This is a genomic window from Rhizobium favelukesii (assembly GCF_000577275.2).
GTDB classification, from domain to species: Bacteria; Pseudomonadota; Alphaproteobacteria; order Rhizobiales; family Rhizobiaceae; genus Rhizobium; species Rhizobium favelukesii.
Genome location: NZ_HG916854.1, coordinates 30,717 through 47,102 on the forward strand (window position 1 = coordinate 30,717; position 16,386 = coordinate 47,102).

12 protein-coding genes and 4 pseudogenes are annotated in these 16,386 nt (G+C 56.9%); 4 read left to right on the top strand and 12 right to left on the bottom strand.

All coding sequences use genetic code 11. The features are described from left to right. Positions 1 to 113: 113 nt before the first annotated feature. A complete protein-coding gene (locus LPU83_RS60085; RefSeq protein WP_024318632.1) occupies positions 114 to 785 on the bottom strand; it encodes a DUF938 domain-containing protein in 672 nt (223 codons plus the stop codon). 244 nt (positions 786 to 1,029) lie between these two features. After that, positions 1,030 to 2,048, bottom strand: a pseudogene (locus LPU83_RS60090) (IS256 family transposase). A 490-nt stretch (positions 2,049 to 2,538) separates the two neighbouring features. Here LPU83_RS60090 and ltrA point away from each other — a divergent pair. Further along, the gene (gene ltrA / locus LPU83_RS60095; RefSeq protein WP_024318633.1) at positions 2,539 to 3,948 is read left to right on the top strand and encodes a group II intron reverse transcriptase/maturase; all 1,410 of its coding nucleotides are present in this window, start codon (positions 2,539 to 2,541) and stop codon (positions 3,946 to 3,948) included. Here ltrA and LPU83_RS74375 read toward each other — a convergent pair. Next, entirely contained in the window at positions 3,917 to 4,486 is a 570-nt protein-coding gene (locus LPU83_RS74375) for an aminotransferase class V-fold PLP-dependent enzyme (protein ID WP_342214011.1), read from the bottom strand. The two genes, ltrA and LPU83_RS74375, sit on opposite strands and share 32 nt — an antisense overlap. Here LPU83_RS74375 and LPU83_RS75420 point away from each other — a divergent pair. After that, positions 4,389 to 4,849: pseudogene (locus LPU83_RS75420) on the top strand (NADPH-dependent F420 reductase); the annotation flags it as partial. The gene LPU83_RS74375 and the pseudogene LPU83_RS75420 sit on opposite strands and share 98 nt — an antisense overlap. A 10-nt stretch (positions 4,850 to 4,859) precedes the next feature. On the opposite strand, the pseudogene LPU83_RS60110 reads toward LPU83_RS75420, so the two are convergent. The 7 genes and pseudogenes from LPU83_RS60110 to LPU83_RS60140 all read right to left on the bottom strand — a co-directional run. Beyond that, a pseudogene (locus LPU83_RS60110) lies at positions 4,860 to 5,206 on the bottom strand (PfkB family carbohydrate kinase); the annotation flags it as partial. Further along, positions 5,203 to 6,870, bottom strand: coding sequence for a glycoside hydrolase family protein (locus LPU83_RS60115; protein ID WP_024318635.1), 1,668 nt, complete (start codon positions 6,868 to 6,870; stop codon positions 5,203 to 5,205). The gene LPU83_RS60115 and the pseudogene LPU83_RS60110, both read right to left, overlap by 4 nt. Before the next feature lie 114 nt (positions 6,871 to 6,984). Continuing rightward, entirely contained in the window at positions 6,985 to 8,340 is a 1,356-nt protein-coding gene (locus LPU83_RS60120; protein WP_024318636.1) for a NosD domain-containing protein, read from the bottom strand. Positions 8,341 to 8,479: 139 nt separating this feature from the next. Continuing rightward, positions 8,480 to 9,622: an ABC transporter ATP-binding protein gene (locus tag LPU83_RS60125; RefSeq protein ID WP_024318637.1), complete on the bottom strand. Its 1,143-nt coding sequence runs from the start codon at positions 9,620 to 9,622 to the stop codon at positions 8,480 to 8,482. Positions 9,623 to 9,635: 13 nt separating this feature from the next. Further along, complete coding sequence (locus LPU83_RS60130; RefSeq protein ID WP_024318638.1) at positions 9,636 to 10,472, bottom strand: carbohydrate ABC transporter permease; 837 nt, start codon at positions 10,470 to 10,472, stop codon at positions 9,636 to 9,638. Next, complete coding sequence (locus LPU83_RS60135) at positions 10,465 to 11,346, bottom strand: carbohydrate ABC transporter permease (protein ID WP_024318639.1); 882 nt, start codon at positions 11,344 to 11,346, stop codon at positions 10,465 to 10,467. Before LPU83_RS60135 ends, LPU83_RS60130 begins: the two co-directional genes overlap by 8 nt. 63 nt (positions 11,347 to 11,409) lie before the next feature. Beyond that, entirely contained in the window at positions 11,410 to 12,669 is a 1,260-nt protein-coding gene (locus LPU83_RS60140; RefSeq protein WP_024318640.1) for an ABC transporter substrate-binding protein, read from the bottom strand. A 171-nt stretch (positions 12,670 to 12,840) separates the two neighbouring features. Between LPU83_RS60140 and LPU83_RS60145 the strand changes: the two genes are divergently transcribed. Together LPU83_RS60145 and LPU83_RS60150 are read left to right on the top strand one after the other, a co-directional pair. Then, positions 12,841 to 13,860: a LacI family DNA-binding transcriptional regulator gene (locus tag LPU83_RS60145; protein WP_024318641.1), complete on the top strand. Its 1,020-nt coding sequence runs from the start codon at positions 12,841 to 12,843 to the stop codon at positions 13,858 to 13,860. A gap of 204 nt (positions 13,861 to 14,064) precedes the next feature. Continuing rightward, entirely contained in the window at positions 14,065 to 15,447 is a 1,383-nt protein-coding gene (locus tag LPU83_RS60150) for an IS701 family transposase (protein WP_037068948.1), read from the top strand. A 70-nt stretch (positions 15,448 to 15,517) separates the two neighbouring features. Here the strand turns inward: LPU83_RS60150 and LPU83_RS60155 are convergent. Both LPU83_RS60155 and LPU83_RS60160 read right to left on the bottom strand, forming a co-directional pair. After that, positions 15,518 to 15,943: pseudogene (locus tag LPU83_RS60155) on the bottom strand (IS6 family transposase); the annotation flags it as partial. Between the two features lie 214 nt (positions 15,944 to 16,157). Continuing rightward, the gene (locus tag LPU83_RS60160; RefSeq protein WP_141652583.1) at positions 16,158 to 16,382 is read right to left on the bottom strand and encodes a hypothetical protein; all 225 of its coding nucleotides are present in this window, start codon (positions 16,380 to 16,382) and stop codon (positions 16,158 to 16,160) included. Positions 16,383 to 16,386 lie beyond the last annotated feature (4 nt).

Below are 16,386 nucleotides of genomic sequence, written 5' to 3' on the forward strand. Positions count from 1 at the left end.
GCCTTCGGGCCGCATTCTAGCACATACCGCACGTTCCTCGGATCGACCTCGAACGGCAGCAAAGGGGCCGAATGCTGCTATAGGCCCACGTCTCTTTCGCGCCCACTTGTCGTTCAGGCACTACTGCTGGAGAAGACCAGCAACATATTGTTGGTAGGCATCTCAATCGTCTCGCGGAGATTAAGTCCAGCGGCCTCACCCACTTGTTCAAGATCAGCGATATCACGCACACCCCAGGATGGGTTGCGCTCCTTTAGAGCCGCGTCGAAAGCAGCGTTCGAGGGGGCGTTGTGTGCCCCGTCGCGCATGAATGGACCGTAGAGAAGAAGAAGCCCACCAGCGTGAAGCAAACGGCCAGCTCCTGCGAACAATCCTAAGCTTGCCGCCCATGGCGCGATATGGATCATATTGATCGACATGATGGCGTCAAAATGCCCCGTTTGTTCGACGCCCCATTGTCCTGAGCACACATCAATATCCCGCGGTGCCAGCACATTCTTCAGCCCTGCGAATTTGATCCAGCTAGACGTGCAGGTGCGGGCGTCGGCATCCGGATCGCTCGGCTGCCAGGTGAGGTTGGGCATTGCTCCCGCAAAACACACGGCGTGCTCGCCGGTCCCGCATCCAATCTCCAGCACGGCGCCATGTGTTGGAAGGACACGTTTTAGGACCGCGAGGATCGGCGCCGAATTTCGCGCAACAGAAGGCGAGAACATGCGCTGGTCGGCGCTTACGTCGCGCTGTTCCAGCGCAACAGGCGAACGGTCCTTCTTCTCTGGGGGCATTGGCCTTGAATCCCCTTTGGGCGATGTCTCCCACCTTATAGCTGAAATGATGGGACTGAAACCAAGGATTTCGGACTTACGAAGGGGGCGTCGGCGCGTGCGTTCGAGGGCGACCGAACGTCCACTTCGCGTCAGATCATGCGCCCGCCAGGCTCAAGGTCTGCTTTCGAAAAGATGATGTCCCAGGGAGTGGTGTAGCTCGCGGCTAATAGCCGTGCTTTCCGGCAACAGCCGGAGGGGGATATCAGCGTGCGACTGCAGGCAGGCCGATTTGCGGATCATCGCTCATCGACGCCATAGTCTCAAGTGTCATGTACCTAGCCCGCTGAACGGCCCACTCATCGCTCTGTTTGAGCAGCAATGCGCCGACGAGACGGACTATGCCTTCGTCGTTGGGAAAGATGCCAACAACCTCGGTGCGGCGCTTGATCTCGCCATTGAGGCGCTCGATTGGATTGGTCGAGTGCAGCTTTGCCCGGTGCTCTTTCGGGAACGTCATGTAGGCCAGCACATCCTCTTCCCGGCATCTTTGCCATGTGGCGCTGAGAACCTTGGTGACCGCGGCCTTGAGCCCTTCATGCGCATCTGAGACGACGAGCTTCACGCCGCGCAAACCTCGGCGCGTAAGCTTGCGCAGGAACTCCGTCCAGATCGGCTCGGCTTCGGACGTACCGACTTCCATACCCAGTACCTCGCGCCGGCCATCACTGTTGACGCCGACGGCGATGATGACCGCAACGGAAACGATGCGACCGCCGCGTCTGACTTTCAGATAGGTGGCATCGATCCAGAGATAGGCCAATCTCCTTCGATGGGTCTTTCGAGGAACGCCTTTACCTTGACGTCGATCTCTTCGCACAGGCGGCTTACCTGGCTTTTGGAGATGCCGCTCATGCCCATCGCCTTGACGAGATCGTCGACAGAACGGGTCGAAATCCCTTGAATGTAGGCTTCTTGGATGACCGCCGTCAGGGCATTCTCCGCCATGCGACGCGGTTCGAGGAAGCTTGGGAAATAGCTGCCCTTGCGCAGCTTCGGAATGCGAAGCTCGACCGTTCCGGCGCGTGTCTCCCAGTCCCGGTCGCGGTAGCCGTTGCGTTGCGCCAACCGCATCGCATTCTTCTCGCCGTAGCCAGCACCGGTCGCACTGCCGACTTCCAGCTCCATCAGCCGCTCGGCCGCAAAGCCGATCATCTCACGCAACAAATCGGCGTCAGCACTCTTCTCAACAAGCGAGCGCACGTTCATCATATCGTCGGTCATCGGTGGTCTTTCCATCAGGTTGGTCTTCAACAACCCGACCCTACCGGAAAACACTGGTGACCACCGCTACCCTGCTACACCACTTCCTGGGAGTACGTCATGCCAAGCTGATAACTGCTTGTGGGTGCAAGTCCCATCCGGCCAAAGCCCGAGCAGGCAAGCCGGGACCGAGTCTTGCGGGCGTCGCGGTAACGCGGGGTCTGAAGTGTAGACAGGAGCCATGCGGGGTGCGGGAATGAGCCTCGAAAGGTGGATGTTCACGGAGGCCGAGTGTGTTCCCTAAACACGAAGGCAACATGAGTATCGTCGTTACGCGAGATGATGCCGCTCCGTCGGGGTCGATGGCCGGATCACGCATGGAAGGCAGTTATCGGAACATGAGAGGCCCGACCGGGTCCGCCAGACTGGTCTCTGGTGGGGGTCAGCAACAAGGCACTGCCGGAGTTGTTGACCGAGCTGAGGTCGGGAGTCGGACTGGTTCATAGTACCAATGAAACCGTTGAAGGAAACGAAACGCGTGGAGGGAAGGGACCGGCCCGAGAGGATCTCGCAAGAGGAGGCCAGGGTCCGGACGCAGAGCCGGGTTATCCTGATGCCAAACCTCGAGCGGGTGAACGCGGCAGCCAGACATGCTGCCCAAACTCGGTTCACTGCACTGCTGCATCACGTCGATCTGAATGCGCTTCATCGTGCATTCAGACGGCAAAAGCGGCAGGCAAGCGCAGGCGTCGATGGGATGACTGTGGCGAAGTACGAGGAGAGGTTGGAGCAAAATCTCCACGATCTCTGCGAACGGGTCCACACGGGTCGCTACCGGCCACAGCCGGTGCGACGTGTTTACATTCCAAAAGCCGATGGCGGAAAACGGCCACTTGGAGTGCCCGCCCTGGAGGATAAGATCGTCCAGGGCGCGGTCGCTGAAGTGCTTAGTGCCGTCTATGAGGCCGACTTTTGCGGGTTCTCCTATGGCTTCAGGCCAGGGCGTAACCCGCACATGGCACTGGATGCATTGCATACAGCGATCATGAGCCAGCGCGTGAATTGGGTGCTCGATGCCGACATCCGCAGCTTCTTTGACTCGGTTGACCACGAGTGGCTGCTGCAGATGGTGGCGCACAGGATAGCCGATCCCCGTATCCTCCAGCTTATCAAGCTGTGGCTGCGGGCGGGAATCCTTGAGAGCGGCGAGACGTATGAGACTGACAAGGGTACCCCGCAAGGAGCTGGCATTAGTCCGCTCCTCGCCAACATCTTCCTGCACTACATCCTCGACCTGTGGGTTCATCAATGGCGTCGACGCTATGCACGCGGCCGAATTGTGATCGTGCGCTATGCCGACGACTTCGTCATGGGCTTCGAGAACAAGGATGATGCGCAGGAAATGCTTCTGGCCCTCAAGGAGCGACTAGGCAGTTTTGGCCTGGCGCTTCACGAAGGCAAGACGCGGCTGATCGAGTTTGGCCGGTTCGCGGCTTTGACTCGGCAACGGCGTGGCGAGCGAAAGCCCGAGACCTTCGCCTTCCTGGGCTTCATTCACTATTGTGGAGTGACCCGTGATGGCAGGTTTATCGTGAAGCACAAGACGGAAGGGAAACGCCTGACGCGAAAGCTGAAGGCGTTGCGCGAGGGAGCATGGCGGCACATGCACATGGCGTTGGCTACCCAGCACAAGTGGCTTGCCGCTGTGCTGCGTGGACACTACGGCTACTACGGCAGGCCGCATAACTATCCAGCGCTCAACGGGTTCTATAAGCAAACACGCCGCATATGGTTCCGCTGCCTGAGGCGGCGAAGTCAGAAAAGCCGGCGAATGAGTTGGTTGGAGTTTGAAATCCTGACCGCACGCTTCGCGCTGCCAGTCCCACGTATTACTCGAACTTGGGCGCAGGCCAGGAGATGACGCGGGTTACTCTCGGGAAGAGCCGGGTGCGGGAAATCCGCCCGCCCGGATCTGTGAGGGCGAAGCCGAATGGCATAGCTACTCGACCATCATCGGCTGGTTGGTCAAAAGGCGCCAGCAAAGGCCAAGTCCGGTCGATCTGGCGTTCGTTGACAATTAACATGCCGTTGCCGACTGGTGCGCCAAGCCATTTGTGAAAGCTGGTGATGAAGAAGTCGCAATCGAGTTCGCGAAAGCTGACTGGCATTTGAGCAAATGTCTGTGCGCCATCGACAATCGTTATGATTTTGCGCTCCCGCGCTATCTCGCAAAGTCGTTTGACGGGAAGGACACGTCCATTCCAGTGGTACGTGTGGGTCAGTTGAAGGATGCGGGTCTGCGGCGTGATGGCTGCGGTATAGGCTTCTACTATATCATCGTCGCTATCCATCAGGCCGAAAGCGCAGTATATCCCGTTTCGGGACGGAGCGATCAGCGACGTCGATGGTGGCAAACCGGAAGCGGTCTGGGTCACCGAGCAGATCAAACGACCCATCATCAAAGCCTGGAACGCGGTGCTTGCCGCGACCCTGCGGAAAGGGGCCTCGACAAGACGCAGCCCGGTCGCATCGCCCTTCCGGTAGCAGGCGATGATCCCGAAAAGAAGTCGCGCCTCATGGAACTGGTAGAGGCGACTGGCTTCGACGCGTTCGACGCTGGGGGCCTTGCGACATCATGGCGACAGCAGCCAGGCACACCTGCTTATTGCACGGAACTGACGGCCGATGAGTTGAAAACGGCTCTCGAAAAAGCAGACGCCAACCGCTCGGCGGATAACCGCGAGACTCTGATCAAGGGGTTCATGGAAGGGGGCGACAGCCTGACTCACGACGACATTGTCGCCCGCAACCGCACCGTGACTGTGCCTCCGAAGGCGAGAGCACCGTCAGATCATCGGGACCAAGCTGTCGTCCCGCCGAATTTTCGTCGAAGAAGCAGTAACTCCCTTGGCCTCCTTCGAGGTTGACGAAGGCAAGCGTCGTTGGCCGGCCAGATACCATCACATGCGATGTGTCGACCCGGCTTTCCCGAAGCGCGGAGATAAGTTGCTCTCCGAACAGATCATTCGACAGGCCGGCCAACATGCCGGTTCGTGTCCCAAGTCGTCCCAAAGCAATTGCAGTGTTGAAGACGGCGCCGCCGGCATGAGGTATGAATCCCCTGCTTCCGTCGATGCCGGAATCATGTCAATCAGAGCCTCGCCGCCGCAGAGGATCATTTCGAATACCTTTCCAGTACCTGCGCTGAAGCGGACGATGAGATGTCCAGGTGATCGGGCTCGATATTCGCGTAGCCGCGGCGCGTTCCGCAAACACTTCCACCGTCTGCAAAAATCTCGACAATTCCGCGGTCATGAAACAGACGAAGGTCTTTCCCGCAGCCAAGCTCCGCCACGTATTGGATCGAGCCGTCGTCCTGGGCGAGCCGGATCGACAGGATACCGTCGGCGACGCTCACCTCGAAAGCAAGTTCGCCGCCCTGCGTCGCGACAAGCTTGCTGCCCTCCAAGGCTCCGGAAAGCCTTATTTCAATGGGACCCTTCGGTAGCGAGAATGTGCCGCTTTTGTCCTCGACGATAAGATCGGCGACAAGGTGCTCGTCGACCTCCATCGCCGGCAGCATGCGCAGCCTCTTCCTGTCTTCACTCAGGCTTAGAACACGGGGCAGGGACATCTCGCCAGAATAGGATGAACCCTCAGGCTTGCGGTATTCCCAGTTGAAAAGCCAGGCAAACGCGATCTGACGTCCGTCTGACTCGACACTCTGCATCGCGTAATAGTCAGTCCCGAAATCCAGCAATTGCAGTTCCGGCGTGTCGGGTACGAAGCAGTCGTCGACAAACTCGCCGATCAGGGCATAAAGGAGATTGTGGCGCCGTGTTCGTGGTTCGACATGGCCAACAAAGCCCATCACCAGAACCCACTTATCCTCCAGCCGGAAGAAATCCGGGCATTCCACTGCACGCGCACCTTCTTGGCGGAAGTTAACCGGCGCGCGGTAGAGCGGCCTGAGATATTGCCATTCGAGGCCGTCGCCGGAGCCGAACAACAACACTGCGGGATCGCCCTCCATTGATGCGCCGAGGACCATACGATAGGCGTTGGCTGCGTCGTCCCACCAAACCTTTGGATCGCGGAAATCGTGCTCGACCCCGTCGGGACGCTGCTCCAAAACCGTCACAATCCCTTCCGCCTTGATCATCCGCCGATCTGGGCGCGCTAATTTCTGAATTTCCCGATACCCCTTGAAAAGGTCATAAGCGGGCAGGCGCTCGGTGTAAAAGAACATCAAGCTTCCATCTCGATCCCGAAAGGCGTTACCGGAGAATGCGCCTCCTGTGGCGCCGAGCCGCCACAGGTTCTGTTCTGGATGCAGAAATACCGGCATGTGAAGCCAATTGACCAGATCGCGGCTGGTCGCATGTCCCCAATGCATCGGTCCCCAACCACTGCCGCTCGGATGGAACTGGTAGAACATATGCCAGGTATCGCCGATCTTGCAGAGACCTACGGGGTCGTTCATCCAATGACGGATTGGCGAGAAATGAAGCGCAGGACGATCCGGATCGGACCGAAGCCAATTTTCAATTTCCGCACCCGTGCGTTGAAGGATCCCTCTGTCCGAAAATTCAAACACCGTTATACCGGTCTCGTTCACGGTTTGAGGCTGATACCCATAGGCCCAAAGAACTGCGTCCGGCGCATTGGTGACAATGGTGACCTCGCAAGCTTCCCTGTGGTGATACTTGAAAAACTCCGGATGGATGGCAAATGACGGAATCTGCCAAACCGTTTTCCCATCAATGTTGATACGAAGAAAGCCGTCGCCCGCGGCCCAAAATTCCAAGCGGTACCCCGAGGGTAGGAATAGGTTTTGCTTCAACGGGCCGTCTTCCCGTTTTCCATTTGGTTCGTCATGAACACCACTCCGAATAGTCACTGAATTTTGACAGACGCTCTAGCTACGCTCGGTCCGCTTTGAAACTTTGCCGACTATCTATTGCCGAGGAACCGGAGTACCCCTGAATGCATTCATTGTTCTGTCCATCTCGACCTGGTCGTCACTGCCTGAATCCAAGACTGTATTCCGCACCGAACCCCTTTGCACCAGCACTGCAGTTACTTCGAGCGTCTTCAAATTGTTCGTTGACAGCAATGCGCCTACCTGTGTCGAAAAACAGGCACTGTTTGCTGCATCATTGATGTGCGACATTTCGGTTGTGGCCACGATGTGATTATTGGCTATGTAGTTGCCGTTGCCGGCAACCACGTGGACGATCACGGGCTTTACGCCGAGAGGCTTGATATATTGAGTATCGATCGTCTCTGAAATGTGGTTGGCGATGAACGAATTGTTGCTGCCATCAATGTGCAAAAGTCCGAACAGATCATCCAGACCGTTATCGTACTTCTGCATGGGTGCCCATGGCTCGCGATCTCGCAAGAAGTGATTTGAGGAAACAAGGTTCTCGCAGGAGTTCGCAGCAAAAACCAGCATTCCGGGGTAGAAGGAATGGAATCTATTTCCTGTGATCGAGGAACGCACCACGCCGGAAAAATAGATGCTGCTGGCGCCTCGAGGGAATACGTTGTTTGAGGATACGAGAATGCCCCCATAATTCTCAGCGTAAATGGAGTGTCCCCTATATCCGGCTCCGACAAAATTATTTGCTATTCTTGAGGCCTGCCCCATACCTTTCAATTCGATACAATTGCCGCACTCTGCAATGAAATTGTTGTCTATCGCCAGCGCATCTGCATCATGGACAGTAACACCATGCTCCAGATAGATAAGCCCCATCCCCGTTATTCGAAATGAGTCATTGGCGCTGCCTACATAGATTCCCGTTTTGCCATTCTTGTATGTATTCTCTGCATCATTCTGCCCCGAACCATCGTCAATGAAGTGCAGGCCATCGATGCAAAAGTCAGCAAACTCCACGGAGCTTATACGAGGATTTCCGGTGCGCTTAACGTAAAACGCGGCTCCAGCAGCCTCACCGTCGGTGGCCTCTGGAGAAATGTCTACACGTATGCGACTTCCGCCCGGCCACACTTCGCGCCACTGTGCCAGCTCGTCTGCGGGTGTGTTGAAACGGATGCTCGACGACGTAAAACCATGTCCCGAGCCTGCAATCTTCAGATAGCTCACGTCTATAACGACTTGAGTGACAAGACGATAATCGCCTGGCGGTATATAGATCACTGCTCCAGGCTTTCCGCCGCCATTCAGGTCGGGAACCGTTTGCCTGCTCTTAATATCCGCAATGATGCTGTTGATGACCGATCCGATATCCTCATAGGGGTTTCCTGCGTGATAGCATGTTACGTCGTAAAAGTTTTCACTTGCCATTGTTCATCTTTCCTCGGCCATTTCCTGCTCCACAGCGAGAGCGACCGATGTTCTTGATTGGCTTGTCGTGCGAAAGCCGCCTGGGATATGCGTGCAACCGGCTCTCTCGTTCGAGTTTGGAACAAAAGCCCGCGAACCATCACCAGATGCTGGTGCGGCTGTCGGGTTGAAAGAAATGGAGTTCGTCGGCATCGACAGCGATGCGCGCGATGTCACCTGCGCGTACGGTGCTCTTTGGGGAAAAGCGGGCTACAGCAGCCTTTTCGTCGCCGATGTCGGCGACGGCGTCCGGGTCGCCAGCATCCACCCAGGGTGCGTCGATATTCAGATGCACCATGGATTCAGAACCTAGCGCCTCAACAAGAGTGACCGGGGCCGAGATCTCGGCCGAAGAAGGCCGGACTGCGGCGTCGTTCATGTGCTCGGGCCGGATACCGACAATGACCTGCCGGTTAGACGCACCATTGAGCGAGGGGCGGTATTCGAAAACCCGGTCAGGGATTTCGAAACTGTTGCTGCCCAGGGTCAGCGTCCTTCCATTCAGAACGGCCTCGTACAAGTTCATCGAGGGCGATCCGATAAAGGCGGCGACAAAGACATTGTCAGGGCGATTGTACAGGTTTTGCGGCGTGTCGACTTGCTGCAGCACGCCGCCTTTCATGACAGCTACGCGGTCACCCATCGTCATCGCCTCGACCTGGTCGTGGGTCACGTAAATCGTAGTGACATTCAGTTTTCTTTGGAGGCTGGCGATCTCGGCGCGCATCTGCACGCGCAGCTTGGCATCGAGGTTCGACAACGGTTCGTCCATCAGGAAGGCCGCTGGTTTGCGGACGATCGCTCGTCCCATGGCGACACGCTGACGCTGGCCTCCTGAAAGGAATGCCGGCCTGCGGTCGAGCAAAGTCGTCAGTTCGAGGATGCGCGCGGCTTCGTCTACGCGGCTGGCAATCTGGGTCTTCGGCAGGCCTGCCATCAGCAAGGGAAAGGCAATGTTCTGCCGCACTGTCTTGTGCGGGTAGAGCGCATAGGACTGGAAGACCATGGCGATGTCGCGATCCTTGGGATCGACATCGTTGACTAACCTGTCACCGATCCTGAGTTCACCGCTAGTAATGCTCTCCAGGCCAGCGATCGTCCTCAGCGCCGTCGACTTTCCACATCCTGACGGACCGACGAACACCATGAACTCGCCATCCCTGATGTCGAAGCTCATATCGTGCAGAGCGTGAAAGCTGTTTCCGTAGACCTTGTTGATATTGCGCAGTTCTATGCCGGCCATACCTTTGCCTCCTTCATCCCTTTACAGCGCCGAAAGTTAGGCCGCCGACGATTTGTTTTTGAAGTGCTAGCGTTACGATGATGACCGGCAGCGAGTAGAGGACGGCTGCGGCGGTCATCGCCCCCCAGGCAAGCCCGTAGACCGAATTGTATTCGGCGATGACGATCGGCGCCGTTTTGGTCGCCTCGGACGTCAACAGCAGCGCGTAGAGAAACTCGTTCCAGCTTGTGATGAAGGTGAAGAGCGCGGTGACCGCTATCCCCCCTGTCGTGACCGGAAGGACGATCTTTCGAAACGCCTGGAATCGTGTGCAGCCATCCATGCGCGCCGCTTCTTCGAGCTCCTTCGGTATGCCCTCGAAGAAGGCGGACATGAGCAGCAGGGCCAGTGGTACCGCGGCCGATGTGTGAGCGAGCACCAGGCCTGGAATGGTATCGAGCAGACCCAGCGACTTCAAAAGCTGGAACAGTGGCACCCCAAGCGCCACCGACGGCACCATGCGCGTCACCAGTGCGAAAAGCAGGAAAATGGTGGTGATCCGGCGCCGGTACTGGGTGGCAACGTAAGCAGCAGGCACGGCCACTGACAGTGAGAGAGCAGTCGTCAGCACCGCGACGGTGAGAGAACTGACGAAGGCTCTCGGCAAGGTTGAGGATCGCAGCACTTCGCGAAAGTTCTCGAACGACACGACAGCTGGAAAGAAGCTTGGCGGGATCTGCTGGACATCAGCCGCCGGCTTTATGGAGGTCATAAGCAGATAAATGTAAGGCAGCGCGTAGGATAGCACTAACACGAGGGCTGCCGCGTTGATCAGGACTCCACTGACATTGAGGCGGGGAGCTCTATGCATGTACCGGCCTCCAAATCTTCCAATAGGCGACCGCCGCCAAAAACATCATCACGATGAGAAACAACGTTCCGGAGGCGGACGCCTCCCCAAGATCGCCGAACCGAACCATGCGCTGGTAGATATTCATCGAGAACACCTCAGAAGCATGACTGGGACCACCCTGTGTCTGTATCCAGATCAGGTCGAATGTCTTTGCAGCATCCACGCCCCGCACGATCACGACGACGGCGATCACCGGCCGCATCAGAGGAAGAGTGACATGCCAAAAGCGCTTGAGCGCATTCGCCCCGTCGATCCGTGCTGCCTCCAGCAGGTCTTTTGGGATGTTCGTCAACCCCGCATAGGACACAAGGGCGACAAAGGAGGTGGTCAGCCAAATGTCAGCAAAGGAAACAGAATAGATGACGATATCTTCGCTGGACAACCATGCGATAGCGTCGGGATCGCTGATGAGACCCAAGCGGACGAGTCCGTAGTTCAGAATGCCGATATTGCCGACGAGCAGAAATCGCCACAGCAAACCCGCGACAATGGGCGGAACCATCAACGGCAGAGCGAAGATCGTGCGATGCCACCGCGATTTACCGGCAAGCGCCGAAAAAAGCAGCGCCGCAGAGAAGCCAAACGTAAACTCGAAGAACAGCGCGAAGACCGAATACTGAAGGGTCCGCAGAGCGCTCTCTGCGACACGTTTCGATGTCAAGGCGTCGACATAGTTCTGCAGGCCGACCCATTCGCGTATATGAGGCGTGATCGTATCGACTTTGAAAAACGAATCGAATACCAGAAGCCCAACCGGATAAGCGACCAGCAGGCCGAGGATGGCGACTGCGGGCGCGAGCATGCAAAGTACAAATCGGTCTTCACCCGACATGTCCGTCTCCGAAAGCTAAGGGTGGGGCATATTTTGCCCCACGATGTTGAGGAATGTACGAGGCTAGTTGAGAATGTCCTCGATCGTTTCCTTGGCTTCCGTCAGGACCTCCCCGATATCTGCCTTGCAGGTGAGTGCCTGCTGGATAGCCGGCAAAACAGCTTCATCGACTATTTCTTGATATTTTTCATTGATCGGCCGGCCCTGCGTGGCAGGAGCACTCAGCGTCTCAAGAAGCGGGGGGAAGTGCTCATAACCGGTCTTGCCTGAATAGCTACGATAGGCGGAATTCGTCGCGGCGAGGCCGAGGGGAGCTTCGATACCCAAGGCATTATTGGCGATGGCAAACGAGATGAATTTTTTCGCCGTGTCCTTGTGCTGGGATGTTGAGGGAACGACGTTGTACCAAGGGCCGGGAATAGCGGCGATTCCGGCGTCACCGGCCAGCATTGGCACCACGCCGACCTTGCCACTGACCTTTGAATCCGGAGGCGTCATCTTGTAGGCGTGCGCCCAAAACTTCATCATCGCGGTCTTGCCCTGGTAGAACAGGTTCTGCGCCTCGCCCCAGCCGATCTCGTTCACATTTTCAGGAACAGAATGATCAATACAGTGCGGCGCGATGTAAAATTCAAGTGCCTTCTTGTGGGCCTCATTGTCGATGATGACTTGCCCGTCCTTATCGAGGATCACCCCTGGCGAACCCGCCTGCAGCACATGCGTCATCCACTCCTCTGAGAACGTGCCGATGGTGTCGGCGCCCCAGAAGTCAGTCTTTCCATCACCGTCAGTGTCACGCGTGAAGAATTTCGCAATGTCGCGCCACTGTTGCCAGGTTTTGGGTGGCGCCAGAGGATAGCCATACTTGGCCTGAAAAGCTTCCTTTTCCTCTGCCTTTTCAAATAGATCCTTGCGGTAGAACACGATCTCGGCATTGGCCCAGGCAGGCATGCCGATCAGCTTGTCACCGACCTTCGCATCGGCAAGCAAGACAGGCGGCAGATCCGCACGAACCGCATCGGTGAAAAGAGGTGCGAGGTCTTCGACATGGTCTGCAAACTTCGCATTCCACACGACGTCGATCGTCACGACATCGAACGCGGAAGAGCCAGAGGCGATTTCGGCTGAGAACTTGTCAAAGACACCCTGATAGGGAACGATCGTGAAGTTCACCTTGATGCCTGTTTCGGCAGTAAACTTCTCGGCGACCGCCTTTTGCAACATTTCGCCGCCGCCCTCGACCAGGATATTGATGGTTTCGGCGTTGGCAGCGGCGGCCATGAAAACAAGCGCGAGTGCGCTCGCACCAAGCAATTTCTTCATCGATACCTCCCATTTGGCTCGTTGCGCCTTGCACTGAGCCCTCCTTCTTGCCGCGAACATAGTCCCCGTATGACGACGTTGTCAACGTCTGATGTCGACGTTGTCATAGAAATATGTCGACGTTGTCATGAGCTTGCTTTAAAAGGGACCCCAACAAGGAGAGAAGCGGGTATGGTCAGCATAGTCAGCGTCGCGAAAGTGGCGGGGGTTTCCAACAAAACCGTGTCTCGGGTCATTAACGGCGAACCATATGTGACCGAGGAAACGAGGGAGAGGGTAGAAAGGGCAATTCGAGACCTCGGATACGTACCCAATATGGCCGCGCGCCAAATACGCTCAAGTCGCTCCAACACATTTGGCATAATCGCTGACTACGTGTCGACGACGCCATATTCAGTGGATATCGTTCGCGGGATACAGGATTGGGCTAATGTTAACGGCAAAACCATCCTGATGGCAAACACCGGCGGTGCGTTCGAGCAGGAAATTAAAATTTGGAGAATGTTCCAATCGCATCGCATCGACGGTGTTCTCTACATAACGATGTACCATCGCATCATTGACCCCGAAACCGGCGATGTCAGCATCCCCACGGTGATGATCAACTGTCGGCCTCAAACGAGCGAGTTGTTGCCATCGATCGAACCCGATGACTACCAGGGTGCTCAGGATCTGACACGCTATCTGCTTGAAAGGGGCCATCGAAAGATCGGCTACATCCGGCTCAATCCCATTTTGCTTGGCGCGGAGCTGCGGCTCGATGCATTCCGCAAAACCGCCGGGGACTTCGGCCTTGCAGAGAGCGATCTGACTATCCGTCTCGGGATGGAAGGACCGGTAGGAGCAGAGAAGAACTACGTTTTTGCTGCCGCCACCGAGATGCTTCAACAAAAGGATCGACCGACCGCGATCATGAGCGGCAACGACGAAATGGCGATCCAAATCTACATCGCGGCCATGGCGTTGGGTCTCCGCATCCCCGAGGATGTCAGTATTGTCGGCTTTGACGATTTCCGGACGGTTTCCTTGGCGCTGAAGCCGGAACTGACCACTGCGGCCTTGCCTTATTACGATTTAGGTCTGGAAGGGGCGGAATTGTTGAATAGCGTGGTGGCGGGAAGCAAGGCTCGTCCGAGCAGTCGCGTTATGCCCTGTAAACTGGTCGAGCGAACTTCGGTGTGCTCGTTGTAATCTGACTCACGAGCGGGAGCGCCTGGTTGAGCGAGCATTCGGCCGATTTTTCAGCGCGTACGCGGCAAGGAAAGAGGTAATTATGAGCTCGACTTTGTACAAAATCGGTGGTGATTTCGGGGGCATCTGAGCAGCCCTGGGTGAATCAATTCGCCGCAGGGTCCCGGCCTTGCGCCATTCGTTTGATCGGATTCGAACGAATGGATGAGCGAACAACATGATTGTAGCCGTGAGCCGGGAGACGCGGTCCCCCACATCCTTCGCAAATGGCTGTCGCCGTTTCGTTTCTGGTTTACCGCGCCAAGCTGGGAGCATCTGCTGGTCCTGGTGATGGGTGCGCTCCTTTCGCCTGGCAAGCGAACGGTGACGGCCTGCCTGCGCATCACCGGACGCGCGGAGGTAAGTAATTTTGCCGCCTATCATCAACTCCTCAACCGAGCCCGCTGGAACCCTCGCACGTTGGCGGCCCGTCTGCTGTCCATCATTGTTGCCCGGCTCGTGCCCGAGGGCCCTGTCGTGATTGGCATGGATGATACAATCGAACGGCGTTGGGGCCAACGCATCGCCGCGCGTGGAATTTATCGTGACCCGGTGCGCTCCAGCCATGGCCACTTTGTCAAGGCCAGCGGCTTGAGATGGTTGAGCTTCATGGTTCTTTCACCTGTCCCATGGGCAAAATGTATTAAAGCCCTGCCGGTGCTGACGATCCTGTGTCCCTCTGAGCGCCATGATCAGAAGAAGGGCCGAAAGCACAAGCTGCTGACTGATTGGGCAAGGCAAGGCGTCTTGCAGCTTTGCCGCTGGCTGCCGGGCCGCGAAATCATCTTTGTCGGCGATAGCAGCTTTGCCGTTCATACACTGGCTGCGGCTCTTCCCGACACGGCCACTCTCATCACGCGGTTGCGTCTGGATGCCAGTCTCTTTGCTCCACCAGATCAACGGCACGAACATACGCTCGGGCGACCGGCGCAAAAAGGCAGGCCATTGCCGAAACTGAAAACGCTCCTCAAAGACGCAAAGACCGAGTGGCAGCGCATCGTCGCATCGTCCTGGTACGGCAAGCAAACCGACAAAACCCTTGATGTCACATCAGGAACCGGCCTCTGGTATCGGCGTGGAACGCCCCCAAGACCAATTCGCTGGGTTCTCGTTCGCGATCCATCAGGCCGTCGTGAACCCCAGGCGTTCATGAGCACCAACGTCAACCTTGAGCCCGCTCAGATCATTGCCTATTTCGTTCGGCGCTGGCAGATCGAGGTCACCTTCGCCGAAACGCGAGCGCATCTTGGCGTGGAAACCCAACGGCAGTGGAACGACAAAGCCATCATGCGCACGACCCCGTCGCTGCTGGCGCTCTACAGCCTCGTCACACTCTGGGCATGCGATCTGCTCGGTCATGGCGTCCTTCCCTATGCCGCCGCCTGGTACAAGAAAACAGAGTTCACCTTCTCCGATGCCATCGGTGCGGTTCGCATGATCCTGTGGGATCAGGATATTTATCGACAGCACCCGCCAGACCCGGACATTCCTGAAACTCAACCAAGCCGCCTCAAGCGGATGACACAAGCACTTTGCTTCGCTGCATAATGTACAAAGTCGAGATGAGGACATGGCGGATAATAACTGGATGTTGAAATAGGCCCCGCTGGTTCAGCCAGGCTGCGTCGTAGGATCTGACTTATCGGTGATCATGACACGCGGTGTGACGCACTGGCCCTCCAGGAGCTTTCGCATTAGCTTCAAGGCCGCCTTCTTGTTGCGGGGGCTTTGGATCAGAGCATCGAGACATAACCATTGGCATCGATGGCGCGCCACAGCCAGTATTTGTTGCCCTTGATAGCAACGACCATTTCGTCCAGATGCCATCTGTCGGCAAAACTTCCCCTGGAGCGCAGCCGGATGGCACGGGCATATTTCCGGCCGAACTTGGCAGCCCATCCCGCGAGTGTCTGGAACGAAACTCCAATGCCTCGCTCAGCCAGCAGATCTTCAACGTGACGCAGGTGGAAAGCGGAAGTAGAGCCACACAGCATGCGCTATAATCTCAGCGGGAAAAACCATGACGCTTGTAGCGGTGCGTCATAACATCGGTCGGCGGGTTCGGGCTCCTGCCTGTAAACACCGCCGCAAATGTTAAGGCGACGCTGCCTTCTGATCTGTGCAGGGGCGACGGTCATCTCTCTCGCAATTTGAAAGGATTACCCGATCGAGTCATGGCCTTTCCACAGACAAACGGCCATCCGGCGCTGACCGAAATGTTCTCCAGGGAAAATACGGGTATCTCTTCGCCAATTTGGCTATTCATCCTTCCATCTGCCATAGCGGCTGCCATACCGGCGCCCGCGAAAGGCGCCTTGATCGGCCAGGTCCTCTCTGGGCGCGCGCGCCAGCGTTCCTTCATCTCGATCTTCACCGCGACCGGACCAACACTGCCGAACATCGCAAAAACGAAACGCCGCCATGAACACGTGGCGCGAGATCACCCTGTCGACCGCGGCATAAACTGGAACCATGGTGGCCATGCTG